Source organism: Photorhabdus antumapuensis, from assembly GCF_020387775.1.
Lineage (GTDB): Bacteria > Pseudomonadota > Gammaproteobacteria > Enterobacterales > Enterobacteriaceae > Photorhabdus > Photorhabdus antumapuensis.
Genome location: NZ_JAHZMK010000064.1, coordinates 18187 through 30711, shown reverse-complemented (window position 1 = coordinate 30711; position 12525 = coordinate 18187). Strand labels below are relative to the sequence as shown.

11 protein-coding genes and 4 tRNA genes are annotated in these 12525 nt (G+C 42.8%); 2 read left to right on the top strand and 13 right to left on the bottom strand.

The annotated features are described in order from the left end of the window. Nucleotides 1-79: 79 nt before the first annotated feature. The 5 genes from rplS to ffh form a co-directional block, all read right to left on the bottom strand. Nucleotides 80-433: a 50S ribosomal protein L19 gene (gene rplS, locus KZ793_RS20990; RefSeq protein ID WP_036814090.1), complete on the bottom strand. Its 354-nt coding sequence runs from the start codon at nt 431-433 to the stop codon at nt 80-82. Nucleotides 434-497: 64 nt separating this feature from the next. After that, nucleotides 498-1250, bottom strand: a complete 753-nt coding sequence (trmD, locus tag KZ793_RS20985) for a tRNA (guanosine(37)-N1)-methyltransferase TrmD (RefSeq protein WP_225817080.1) — start codon at nt 1248-1250, stop codon at nt 498-500. 39 nt (nt 1251-1289) lie between these two features. Then, on the bottom strand, nt 1290-1838 hold the full coding sequence (rimM, locus tag KZ793_RS20980; protein ID WP_225817079.1) for a ribosome maturation factor RimM: 549 nt from the start codon (nt 1836-1838) through the stop codon (nt 1290-1292). Between the two features lie 18 nt (nt 1839-1856). Beyond that, nucleotides 1857-2105: a 30S ribosomal protein S16 gene (gene rpsP / locus KZ793_RS20975; RefSeq protein ID WP_036814097.1), complete on the bottom strand. Its 249-nt coding sequence runs from the start codon at nt 2103-2105 to the stop codon at nt 1857-1859. Nucleotides 2106-2241: 136 nt separating this feature from the next. Beyond that, nucleotides 2242-3603 carry a signal recognition particle protein gene (ffh, locus tag KZ793_RS20970; RefSeq protein ID WP_225817078.1) on the bottom strand — a complete coding sequence of 454 codons (1362 nt, stop codon included), beginning with the start codon at nt 3601-3603 and terminating at the stop codon, nt 2242-2244. A 184-nt stretch (nt 3604-3787) separates the two neighbouring features. On the opposite strand from ffh, the gene KZ793_RS20965 reads away from it, so the two are divergent. Together KZ793_RS20965 and KZ793_RS20960 are read left to right on the top strand one after the other, a co-directional pair. Further along, on the top strand, nt 3788-4579 hold the full coding sequence (locus KZ793_RS20965; RefSeq protein WP_225817077.1) for a cytochrome C assembly family protein: 792 nt from the start codon (nt 3788-3790) through the stop codon (nt 4577-4579). A gap of 48 nt (nt 4580-4627) precedes the next feature. Next, nucleotides 4628-5911 carry an HlyC/CorC family transporter gene (locus tag KZ793_RS20960; RefSeq protein ID WP_225817076.1) on the top strand — a complete coding sequence of 428 codons (1284 nt, stop codon included), beginning with the start codon at nt 4628-4630 and terminating at the stop codon, nt 5909-5911. A gap of 111 nt (nt 5912-6022) precedes the next feature. Here KZ793_RS20960 and luxS read toward each other — a convergent pair whose 3' ends face one another. The 8 genes from luxS to alaS all read right to left on the bottom strand — a co-directional run bounded on the left by luxS (nt 6023) and on the right by alaS (nt 12385). Continuing rightward, nucleotides 6023-6538, bottom strand: a complete 516-nt coding sequence (luxS, locus tag KZ793_RS20955) for an S-ribosylhomocysteine lyase (protein ID WP_225817075.1) — start codon at nt 6536-6538, stop codon at nt 6023-6025. Nucleotides 6539-6691: 153 nt separating this feature from the next. After that, complete coding sequence (gene gshA, locus KZ793_RS20950; RefSeq protein WP_225817074.1) at nt 6692-8251, bottom strand: glutamate--cysteine ligase; 1560 nt, start codon at nt 8249-8251, stop codon at nt 6692-6694. A gap of 180 nt (nt 8252-8431) precedes the next feature. Next, nucleotides 8432-8508 (bottom strand) — tRNA-Arg (locus KZ793_RS20945). 85 nt (nt 8509-8593) lie between these two features. After that, nucleotides 8594-8670: transfer RNA gene (locus KZ793_RS20940), tRNA-Arg, on the bottom strand. A gap of 86 nt (nt 8671-8756) precedes the next feature. Next, nucleotides 8757-8833 (bottom strand) — tRNA-Arg (locus tag KZ793_RS20935). 10 nt (nt 8834-8843) lie between these two features. Continuing rightward, nucleotides 8844-8936: transfer RNA gene (locus tag KZ793_RS20930), tRNA-Ser, on the bottom strand. A 386-nt stretch (nt 8937-9322) separates the two neighbouring features. Then, nucleotides 9323-9508: a carbon storage regulator CsrA gene (gene csrA / locus KZ793_RS20925; protein ID WP_002209449.1), complete on the bottom strand. Its 186-nt coding sequence runs from the start codon at nt 9506-9508 to the stop codon at nt 9323-9325. A 246-nt stretch (nt 9509-9754) separates the two neighbouring features. Beyond that, the gene (gene alaS, locus KZ793_RS20920) at nt 9755-12385 is read right to left on the bottom strand and encodes an alanine--tRNA ligase (RefSeq protein WP_225817073.1); all 2631 of its coding nucleotides are present in this window, start codon (nt 12383-12385) and stop codon (nt 9755-9757) included. Nucleotides 12386-12525 lie beyond the last annotated feature (140 nt).

The following is a 12525-nucleotide window of genomic DNA, read 5'->3' as shown; positions in this document are numbered from 1 at the left end:
GTTTTCAGTTAAGAATAAAAAAAGAGGCCAGCAATTGCTGACCTCTTTAACGATAACTTTCGGATGTAACGAAAGCGTATTATTTGCTGTTCAGACGCTCTTTAATACGAGCAGCTTTACCAGAACGCTCACGCAGATAGTACAATTTAGCTCTACGAACAGCACCACGACGTTTAACGTTAATGCTGTCTACGACTGGGGAGTGAGTCTGGAATACACGCTCAACACCTTCGCCGTTAGAAACTTTGCGAACAGTGAATGCAGAGTGCAGACCGCGGTTACGGATAGCGATAACCACGCCCTCGAATGCCTGCAGACGTTTCTTAGCACCTTCTACGACCCATACCTTAACTTCCACGGTGTCACCCGGACGGAATGAAGGTACGTCTTGCTTCATCTGCTCTTGTTCAAGTTGTTTAATAATGTTGCTCATAATAATTCTCTTACCCTAGGTAAACTGATATATCAGAGACATTCCCTTCGGGGATATGTCTGGATTAATTAGTTGCTTCAGTTAGATGTTCCCGTTGGAACTCTGTTAGCAATATCCTTTGCTCGTCAGTCAGAGCTAGGTTTTCCAGAAGTTCAGGTCTTCTAAGCCAGGTCCGGCCAAGCGATTGTTTCATCCGCCAGCGATTAATTTCAACATGATTTCCAGACAGCAGAACTGGTGGAACTTCCATACCATCTAATACCTCCGGGCGAGTATAGTGCGGACAATCCAGCAATCCATCAGCAAAAGAGTCCTCCTCCGCTGATGCTTGATGCCCCAGAACACCCGGAATAAACCGAGAAACTGAGTCGATCATCGTCATTGCAGGGATTTCACCACCACTGAGCACGTAATCGCCGATAGACCATTCTTCGTCAATCTCAGTTTGAATCACCCGCTCATCTATCCCTTCATAGCGGCCACAAATCAAAATCAATTTTTCATTTGTTGCCAGATCACAAACCCCTTGTTGGTTGAGTTTGCGCCCCTGAGGTGAAAGATAAATCACTTTTGCGCCTTCGCCCGCCGCAGTTTTTGCTGCATGAATAGCTTCCCGTAAAGGCTGAACCATCATCAACATGCCTGGACCACCGCCATAAGGCCGATCGTCAACGGTACGATGCCGGTCATAGGTAAAATCCCGTGGATTCCAGCATTCAATACTTAACAGGCCATTTTTCACTGCCCGGCTAGTTACCCCATAATCGGTTATTGCGCGGAACATTTCAGGAAACAGGCTAATAACCCCAATCCACATTATCGCGTCCCACTCATTTAAACCGTTTATAACCGGAGTTTAAAAACCAGGATCCCAATCTACTTCAATGGTTTTAGTAGCGAGATCGACTTTCTTGATAACCTGCCCATCAAGAAACGGAATTAGCCGCTCCTTGATACCGAATGCATCTTTCAGGTTTGCTTTAATTACCATTACGTCGTTAGAACCGGTTTCCATCATGTCATTGACAGTCCCCAAGCTATAACCTGCGGTGCTGATTACCTGGCAGCCTATTAAGTCTTTCCAGTAGTAATCACCCGTATCCAGCTCTGGCAATTGTTCTGAATCTACAATGATTTCGTAATTAGTCAGTAAATTCGCAGCATCCAGATCATCAATACCTTTAATTTTGATGATCATATCCTGATTGTGGTGTTTCCAAGCTTCCAGTTCAATGTGTTGCCACCGACCTTCCAGTTGAATAAACCACGGTTGATACTCAAAAATGTCTTCGGCATGTTCGGTGGAAGAAAAAACTCTGAGCCAACCACGAATACCATAAGTTGAACCTAGTTTTCCCAATACAATTGGGTTTTCAGGAAGTTCAAAACAGGTTTGCTTGCTCATAGTTACCACCGTGACAGATTAAGCTGCTTTTTTGGCGTCTTTGATCAGTGTAGAAACACGATCAGACACAGTTGCACCCAGACCAATCCAATGTTCAATACGGTCCAGATCTAAACGCAGTGCTTCTGCTTTCCCTGTTGCAATAGGGTTGAAGAAGCCAACGCGCTCGATAAAGCGACCATCACGCGGGCTGCGGCTATCGGTCACGACTACTTGGTAAAACGGACGCTTTTTGGCGCCGCCACGAGCTAAACGAATTGTTACCATAACATCCTCATTAGTTAACAAAACAACCAGACTTCATCGAGGAACGAAGTCCGGTTGTCAGATAAAAAGCCCGAAAAGTTTACTCACTTTGGCGCAAAAAGCAATCCAAAGTGGATATTCTTCGAGACTTTATCGATTAACGGCCCATAAATCCGGGTGGCATCATGCCTTTCATACCACGCATCATTTTTGCCAGACCGCCTTTCTTCATTTTTTTCATCATGCGCTGCATTTCGTCAAATTGTTTAAGCAAGCGGTTAACGTCTTGAACCTGAGTACCAGAACCATTGGCAATACGACGTTTACGAGAACCTTTGATTATTTCTGGTTTTTGCCGCTCTTTACGCGTCATGGAATTGATGATCGCTTCCATTTTAACCAAAATTTTATCATCCATCTGGGATTTCACTGCATCTGGCACTTGAGACATCCCCGGCATTTTGCTTAACATGCTGGCCATTCCCCCCATGTTACGCATCTGCTTTAGCTGATCTAGAAAATCATTTAAATCGAAGCCGTCACCTTTTTTTAGTTTAGAAGCCAATTTTTCGGCCTGAGTGCGATCGACTTTACTTTCAATCTCTTCAATCAGGGAAAGAACATCTCCCATTCCAAGGATTCGAGAGGCAATACGATCCGGGTGGAATGGCTCCAGTGCATCCGTTTTTTCACCAACACCCAGAAATTTAATCGGCTTACCGGTAATATGACGAATAGATAGCGCAGCACCGCCACGGGCATCACCATCGACTTTAGTTAACACCACACCCGTCAGTGGCAATGCCTCATTGAAAGCTTTCGCGGTATTAGCCGCATCCTGCCCCGTCATTGCATCAACAACAAACAGGGTTTCCACTGGATTAATGGCTTTATGAACCTGTTTGATTTCATCCATCATTGCTTCGTCAACATGTAGACGACCCGCAGTATCCACCAAAAGCACATCATAGAATTTCAATTTGGCGTGCTGTACCGCTTGAGTCACGATATCAACGGGTTTTTCCTGGGCATCAGAAGGGTAGAAATCAATATCCACTGCCTGCGCCAAGGTTTCAAGCTGTTTGATAGCGGCTGGGCGATAGACGTCAGCAGATACCACCAAAACTTTTTTCTTCTGTTTTCCTTTCAGAAAGCTACCCAGCTTGGCAACGCTGGTCGTTTTACCTGCACCTTGTAGACCCGCCATCAATACAACAGCAGGCGGCTGAGTAGAAAGATTCAGTTCACTGTTAACTTCCCCCATAGCCTTAACGAGTTCATTCTGAACAATTTTGACAAACTCTTGGCCGGGAGTAAGGCTTTTATTAACCTCGTGGCCTACCGCGCTCTCTTTAACACATGAAATAAAATCACGCACTACAGGCAATGCGACGTCAGCTTCAAGTAAAGCCATGCGAACTTCGCGCAGTGTCTCTTTAATATTATCTTCGGTCAGTCGCCCACGGCCACTGATATTGCGCAATGTGCGCGATAGTCTGTCAGTTAAATTATCAAACATTGTCTCTGCTCAATTTTTAAAAATGGGCTACCTGTAAGGCGTATTCCGCAAATTATAACACGATGGAAAGGGATCTCTGCACAGAGATTCACACCGATGATTAACAACGGTTGGAGGCTATCCTTGCTGGCGGTATACTTAAGCTTTAATTCAACCTAAGACTATCGCTAAAACGACTAATGCTATGCCAGTATTTTCTATAATTTCTTCATTCGCTTATTTATTCAGCCTAGTACTGATTATTCCCGGCTTACTGCGGAAACCGAAAGGATACCGCAGGCTGGCATTACTTTCCGCGATTGTCGCTTTAATTTGTCATGCTATTGCACTTAAACACCAGATCTTCCATGTCAGCAGCGGGCAAAACCTCACTCTCCTAAACCTAGGTTCTATTGTCAGTTTACTTACTTGTATCATAATGACAATTGTTGCTTCTCACGGCCGAGCTTGGTTCCTGCTACCCATTGTTTACAGTTTTTCCATGATAAATTTGGTTTTAGCGAGTCTTATGCCAGGTGAATTCATTACCCATCTAGAGGCCAGCATTGAATTATCTATCCATATTGGGTTGGCGCTTCTGGGTTATGCGACTTTACTTATCGCTGCATTATATGCATTACAGCTTGGGTGGTTGGATCATCAGCTTAAAAATAAAAAACTCACTTTTACGCCAGATATGCCCCCACTAATGTTCATTGAACGCAAAATGTTTCATATCACTCAGCTTGGCGTAATATTGCTAACGCTGACGCTCTGTACCGGCATCCTCTACATGGATAATATTTTCAGTCGCGAAAACATCCATAAAGCAATTTTATCTATTATCGCGTGGTTTGTTTACATTGTTTTATTATGGGGCCACTACCATGATGGATGGCGCGGTAAACGAGTTATCTGGTTTAACCTGCTCGGTGCATTTACCCTGACACTCGCCTATTTTGGCAATCGATTATTACAGGAAATCATGATTTACTAAGAACATGATGTCCAATCAGTATCATCAATATTTGAAAGGAATTCCGCGTTGGAGCATGTCTCAACAAGCACATTAATTATTATTTTAATCACTATGGTCATTATCTCAGCCTATTTCTCTGCTTCAGAGACAGGTATGATGACAATGAATCGCTATCGCTTACGTCATCTGGCAAAGCAAGGGGATCGTTCCGCCCGCAGAGTTGAAGCATTACTTCGCCATCCTGAGCGGCTCATCAGCCTGATTCTTATCGGCAATAATCTGGTTAATATTCTTGCCTCAGCACTCGCGACTATCATTGGTATGCGCCTTTATGGTGATGCCGGAGTTGCTATCGCAACAGGCATTTTGACCTTTATTGTGCTGATATTTTCTGAAATTATGCCAAAGACGATAGCAGCCCTCTATCCTGAAAGAGTCGCTTTTCCGAGCAGTTTCCTGCTACGCCCATTACAGAAAATCATGCTGCCGTTAGTTTGGATGCTAAATAAAATTACCTTATCGTTAATGCGTTGTCTTGGTATCAAACACCCTACTGGTCCTAATCATGCAATTAGTAAAGATGAACTTCGCACTATTGTGAATGAATCAAATGCTAAGCTATCACAGCAAAATCAGGATATGCTGATTTCGATTTTAGACCTGGAAAAAGTCACAATCGGCGACATTATGGTTCCCCGTAATGAAATTGTTGGCATTGATATTAATGATGACTGGAAATCCATCATACGGCAGTTGACCCATTCACCTCATGGTCGGATCGTGCTTTATCGTGATTCACTTGATGACGCCATTGGTATGCTCCGTGTACGTGAAGCTTACCGGCTGATGACAGAAAAAAAAGAGTTCACCAAAAGAAATCTGATTAAGGCAGCAGATAAAATCTACTATGTCCCAGTCAGCACGCCACTTAATATCCAGTTAGTGAATTTCCAACGCAACAAGGAGAAAGCCGGGCTCATCGTTGATGAATACGGTGATATTCAAGGACTGGTCACTGTCGAAGATATTCTCGAAGAGATTGTCGGTGATTTTACAACATCAATGTCTCCTTCTCTGGCTGAAGAAGTTTCACCACAAAGCGATGGGACTATTTTAGTTGATGGGACAGCCAATATCCGCGAATTAAATAAAGCCTTTAACTGGGCATTGCCTGTTGATGGACCACGAACGGTTAATGGTATGGTGCTTGAAGAGTTAGGAGAAATACCCGCTCTTAATGTACAAGTGCAAATTAGTAAATATAATTTTGAAGTACTTTCAGTGAACGATAATGTCATTAAACAAGTTCGAGTCACTCCCATTAGCCAACTTTCTGAGCAAGAAGCATAAACAGTTTAAATCGCCACTGAAGATCAATACCGTTGGAGGCATACCACCAACCTCCAACGGCAGATTCCTGTTAATATCTCAGGAACCCGAAATATCATCACTGCTATGGAACTACACTTTCAATTCTGTCAGTTTTTCTTCTGGCAATGCCAACTCATCATTCTTATTAACGAGGACATCTGAATCAAGAATATGACGCGCAATATCCTGAGCTTCTGTCAGTGAATGCATGTGATAAGTACCGCATTGATAAATATTTAGCTCTGGGATTTGGCTCTGATCTTTCACTTTCAAGACATCAGCCATAGCCGCTTTCCACGCGTCTGCAACGCGTATTTCCGCCGGTGCACCAATCAAGCTCATATAAAAACCTGTTCGACATCCCATTGGCGATATATCAATAATTTCAACACCTTCACCATTGAGGTGATTACGCATAAAACCAGCAAACAAATGTTCAAGTGTATGAATACCCTTTTCAGGCATAACCTGTTTATTGGGTACACAGAAACGTAAGTCAAAAACTGTGATGGTGTCGCCATGAGGCGCTTTCATAGTTTTAGCAACTCTTACGGCTGGCGCATTCATACGAGTATGGTCAACAGTAAAACTATCCAGTAAAGGCATTTCTTCATCTCCACAAAAAATTCAGATTTCTCTTCAAGCAAATGAAACCTTTTCATCTGCCACCGGTCGTAAAGAATGAAAGACGCGTAATTATTATCCCTAATTCTCTAGAAGATCTCATTTGGCCACTTTTACTTGTGGCCATTTTCTTTTCTAGCATCCTGTCTGTTGTTTCAGATACTCATCAAAACTCATCGTATCCTCACGTTCCAACGCGTCTTGTCGCTCTACGGAGGTCCTGCGTTCTATAGCGAACTGCTTGTCGCTAATAACCTCATATTTCTCATTGATCAGTTGCTGACGGTATTCATCTGCTAGTTCCAGTCCAAAACCACCAATGCCCTGATTCTTCACTTTTTCCAGCACACGGGCCGATAAAGTCAGTGATGAATCATCAAACATAGCAATTAATTCTTCGCAAACCTTTTGATACTGTGTGCCAGAACAACTATCCAATATTGCGGCAACCCGTTTCAAGTCACTAAATAATTTTTTTCCAACGTTTACTAGCGGCTCCTCCACACTTCCACAACCAAGGCCAATCATTTGCTCTGGTTTACGCCCTTCAAGGATCACTCTATTCCAATTCTTACGGCAACAATCTAATTCATCACTGCCCATTTCCGGCGCTTCGGCAAGCACACACCATATTAAGAATAGGTCAAGAAAACGAATTTGTGTTTCATTGACACCAATCGCGGCAAATGGATTAATATCCAATGAACGAACTTCGATATATTCCACTCCCCCACGCAACAAAGCATCAGAAGGCGATTCATTCCCTCTAGTGACACGCTTAGGTCGGATTGGCGCATACAACTCATTTTCAATTTGTAAGACGTTGGTATTGAGCTGAATATGTTTATCACCTTGCTTAGTGCCCAACTTAGCAAACTCGTCAGATGGCTTGTGGATCGCTTTTTTCAACCCTTCAATATAGGTATGTAGGTTATTAAACGTAATATTCAGATCGCTCTGTGATTTATTGGTGTACCCCAAATTACTCATTCTTAGTGAAGTCGCATAAGGCAGATAACAAGTTCCATCTTCTGTTCGATCAAAAAGAAAAGAAGTCTCTCTTCCACGTAAGAACGAGGAACAAATTGCCGGAGAAGCACCAAACAAGTATGGGATCACCCATCCAAAGCGATAATAGTTACGGATCAAACGGAAATAGCCATTAGAGATCTGCTCTTTACCACTCTCTGCATCTTCAATACCAGCCCAGGCGCGCCAAAACTCAATTGGCAATGAAAAATTATAATGAACCCCGGATATGGTCTGCATCAACGCGCCATAACGATTTTTCAGCCCTTCACGGTATAAGGTCTTATAGCGACCAACATTCGATGTACCATATTGAGCCAGAGTAATGCTCTCTTCCGCATCAATAAAGCATGGCATACTTAATGGCCACATTTTTTCTTTGTCCAGCACACGCGCCGTGTGACGATGAATATCGTTAAGAAAAGAAATCGTATATTTTATGTCATCACCAACTGGTGTTATGAATTCCAACAATGACTCAGCAAAGTCAGTAGTAATCCATTTATGCGTAAGCGCTGCACCAAGTGCTTTAGGATGTTCCGTTATAGCTAAACTACCATCTGAAGTAATACGCAATGTTTCACGTTCAACACCGCGACGAATTCCCTTTAAAATTGTCGGATGCGCCTCTAGCCATGATAGAGCCTTTGATACGTCCGGGATCAATTCGACCTCCCGTAGTGTTTTAGAAGAATTTTTATAAGGGTTTACTTTATCTTAAACAAGCCAAATTGTCGCTGATTAGATAGATAAGCAAAAACATTTCAGCGTCATACAGAGGGCAGGTTGGTTACGGCAACAGAAAGTAGAAAGGAAAAAGCCCTGCTTAAACAGCAGGGCTTTATATGGCGCATCCAGAAGGATTCGAACCTCCGACCGCTCGGTTCGTAGCCGAGTACTCTATCCAGCTGAGCTATGGATGCATGTTCAGTTTTTCACTCTGGTAAAAAATAGCAGTTGCTTCGATTACCTGAATAGTACCTAGGATGGTTTCATCTCAAGGTTAAATGGTGCATCCAGGAGGATTCGAACCTCCGACCGCTCGGTTCGTAGCCGAGTACTCTATCCAGCTGAGCTATGGATGCATGTTCAGTTTTCACTCTGGTAAAAGGCAGCATTTGCTTCGATTACCTAAATGGCACCTCAGATGACTTCATCTGAAGGTTCAATATGGCGCATCCAGAAGGATTCGAACCTCCGACCGCTCGGTTCGTAGCCGAGTACTCTATCCAGCTGAGCTATGGATGCGTGGTTTAAATGGCGGTGAGAGAGGGATTCGAACCCTCGATGCAGCTTTTGACCGCATACTCCCTTAGCAGGGGAGCGCCTTCAGCCTCTCGGCCATCTCACCGTACGCTTTCTTTCGAACTGCGACTCAGAACTTTTGTTTAAGCTCCTCGTCACTGCGTGGCGCACATATTACTTTCCCAGACTTATAAGTCAAACAATTTTTCTAAACCTGTGCTTGTTTGAACACTTCACACACAAGATGTTTAGTTTGACACCAAAAAGTGTACTTTGTCAGCAGCAAACTATTACACCTTCAATTAAAGTGCATGTAAATCATTATTCGCCACAATAACATAATAGGAACACTCTGTTCTTACGATAGAAAAACAAAAAAGATGGGAAAATAGACGAGAGTTTAAGAAATTAGCAAAACAAAAAATACCAACAGAGGTGAGATCCCTCAAAAATGGCGTCCGGTTCTGACAGAGATAGGACGCCAACTTAGAGTCAATAAGTTGTTGGCTGAGATTTTTCGGCCTGAATCCGCTGATAAATTTCTTCACGGTGAACAGAAACTTCTTTAGGGGCATTTACACCAATACGAACTTGGTTACCTTTAACCCCTAGTACTGTAACTGTTACCTCATCGCCTATCATGAGCGTTTCACCAACTCGACGAGTCAGAATAAGCATTCTTTGCTCCTTGAAAATTTAAAAGAGTCGGGTCTTTCGGTTTCCCCGCTATTATCCATCAAACACCGTGAAAACGTAAAACAATGGTATATGCTTAAAGTATAAGCAATTTTAAGCGCATTTCCTACCTATATAGTTTAGCCAAAATAAATAAATATGCGCTCAACCTTTTAACAATTTCACAACAAGATTTCAAGACACCATAAAAACAACTCTATGGTGCCCTCTAAACTCAGGTAATACCGCTTATAGCCGCGATGCTACCCACTCTTCCACGCTATCCAAAGCAGAAGGCAACGCTTCAATATCAGAACCACCTGCTTGGGCCATATCAGGGCGACCACCACCTTTACCACCGATTTGTTGAGCCACAGAAGAAATTAACTCACCTGCTTTTATTTTAGCAGTCAGATCCTTTGTGACACCAACAATTAAGCTGACTTTATCATCACTTATAGTGGAAAGCACAATAATTGCTGAACCTAGTTGATTTTTCAGATCATCAACCATCGTTCTCAACATCTTAGGTTCTGTATTGCTTAACTGACTGACCAGCAACTTCACACCCTTCACTTCTTTCGCTTTGCTTGCTAAAGAAGAGCTTTCTTGTGCAGCCTGTTGATCTTTAAGCTGTTGAAGCTCTTTTTCCAACGCTTTGGTTCTATCCAATGTCACCCGTACTTTTTCACTCAGGCTATGAATATCACTTTTCACCAATTGAGCAATATCTTGAAGTAAATCAACCTGTTGATGTACAGATTCCAACGCTTTTCTACCTGTAATTGCTTCGATCCTACGGATACCCGCAGCCGTTCCAGATTCAGCAACAATACGGAACAAGCCAATATCACCGGTACGATTTGCGTGAGTCCCTCCACATAATTCAGTGGAAAAACCCCTTATTGACAGTACACGGACTTGTTCTTCGTATTTTTCACCAAACAGTGCCATCGCGCCTTTGGCTTTTGCTGTTTCCAGATCCATCAATTCAGTAACAACAGGTGAATTTTGACGAACTTCGGTATTAACCAAATCCTCAACCTGACGAATCTGTTCTGGTTTCATCGCTTCAAAGTGAGAAAAATCAAAGCGAAGGTATTTATCGTTAACCAGAGAGCCTTTCTGTGATACGTGTTCACCCAAAATTTGACGTAATGCAGCATGTAACAGATGGGTTGCCGAGTGATTCAAACGAATTGCATCACGACGCTCAGTATCAATAACCGCATTAATTTTATGGTTTACACTTAAGGTACCTTTTTCAAGCTTACCAATATGACCAATAGCCTGACCATATTTTTGTGTATCAATAACACAAAAAGCACAATCAGTATTACTCAGAATACCCGAGTCACCAACTTGTCCACCGGATTCAGCATAAAAAGCGGTCTTATCCAGTATAACAATCGCTTCTTCACCCGCTTGAATTTGATTGACTGATTCACCATTACGGAAGATAGCAGTTACTGCTGCCTGCTGTTCGTTATGATCGTAACCAGAGAAATCGCTGCGTTCATCAACTTTGATCAACTCATTATAATCAGTGCCGAAACCACTTGATTCACGAGCACGACGACGCTGATTTTCCATTGCCACTGCAAATTCTGCTTCATCAACACTAATATTACGCTCACGGCAAACATCAGCGGTTAAATCCACAGGGAAACCATAGGTATCATACAAACGAAAAGCCGTTTCGCCATCCAGAATATCACCGGACAGTTTTGCCAGTTCATCGTCTAATAACTGAAGACCACGTTCCAGAGTACGAGCAAACTGCTCCTCTTCTGTTTTCAAAATCTGCTCAACAATGGCTTGCTGGCGTTTAAGCTCTTCTCCCGCAGCGCCCATCACTTCTATTAGTGGCGCAACCAGTTTGTAGAAGAAGGTATCTTTAGCCCCCAACATGTTACCGTGACGGATAGCTCGGCGGATAATACGACGCAAAACATAACCACGGTTTTCATTAGAAGGAACAACACCATCACAAATCAAAAATGCGCATGAACGAATGTGATCAGCAATAACCCGCAGAGACTTATTACTCAGATCATCTGTAGCACCAGTGACATTAGCAACAACTGTAATCAAATCACGGAACAGATCGATCTCATAATTAGAATTGACGTGCTGCAATACAGCGGCGATACGCTCCAGCCCCATACCCGTATCTACTGATGGTTTTGGCAACGGCTCCATCGTGCCATCAGCATGACGATTGAACTGCATAAAGACGATATTCCAGATTTCAATATATCTGTCACCATCTTCCTCCGGGCTTCCTGGCGGCCCACCCCAGATATGCTCACCATGATCATAAAAAATTTCAGTGCAAGGGCCACAAGGACCGGTATCACCCATTTGCCAGAAATTATCTGACGCATAAGGTGCACCTTTGTTATCACCAATGCGGATAATTCTCTCTGCTGGTATTCCGACTTCATTCTTCCAGATATCATAGGCTTCATTATCTGTCTGATAGACAGTCACCCATAATTTTTCTTTAGGCAAATTAAACCAATCTTTGCCAGTCAGAAGCTCCCAAGCATAACTAATAGCATCATGTTTGAAATAGTCACCAAAACTAAAATTACCCAGCATCTCAAAGAACGTATGATGGCGTGCGGTGTAACCTACATTTTCTAAATCATTATGTTTACCACCGGCACGAACACAACGCTGAGCCGTTGTTGCTCTGGAATAAGATCTTTTGTCCTGTCCAAGAAAAACATCCTTAAACTGGTTCATCCCTGCGTTGGTAAACAGCAGTGTTGGGTCATTATTTGGCACCAAAGAACTACTTGGTACGATTTGATGCCCTTTAGTATGAAAAAAGTCGAGAAACGCTTGACGGATCTCAGCGGTGCTTTTGCTCATAATTGTCCCGAAATCAAGCTGGAAAAAACAGATTTATGAATTGGTTAGGTGGGATATTCCATCACCTATTTTCAACTCACGAATAAACAAAGTGGGGATAAGATAAAAGTTCTTCTATTAGAAGTAAAATCCCAGATACA

Coding starts and splice junctions, on each gene's coding strand:
- rplS (WP_036814090.1), bottom strand. CDS start 433: ATGAGCAACATTATTAAACAACTTGAACAAGAGCAGATGAAGCAAGAC.
- trmD (WP_225817080.1), bottom strand. CDS start 1,250: ATGTGGATTGGGGTTATTAGCCTGTTTCCTGAAATGTTCCGCGCAATA.
- rimM (WP_225817079.1), bottom strand. CDS start 1,838: ATGAGCAAGCAAACCTGTTTTGAACTTCCTGAAAACCCAATTGTATTG.
- rpsP (WP_036814097.1), bottom strand. CDS start 2,105: ATGGTAACAATTCGTTTAGCTCGTGGCGGCGCCAAAAAGCGTCCGTTT.
- ffh (WP_225817078.1), bottom strand. CDS start 3,603: ATGTTTGATAATTTAACTGACAGACTATCGCGCACATTGCGCAATATC.
- KZ793_RS20965 (WP_225817077.1), top strand. CDS start 3,788: ATGCCAGTATTTTCTATAATTTCTTCATTCGCTTATTTATTCAGCCTA.
- luxS (WP_225817075.1), bottom strand. CDS start 6,538: ATGCCTTTACTGGATAGTTTTACTGTTGACCATACTCGTATGAATGCG.
- csrA (WP_002209449.1), bottom strand. CDS start 9,508: ATGCTTATTCTGACTCGTCGAGTTGGTGAAACGCTCATGATAGGCGAT.
- alaS (WP_225817073.1), bottom strand. CDS start 12,385: ATGAGCAAAAGCACCGCTGAGATCCGTCAAGCGTTTCTCGACTTTTTT.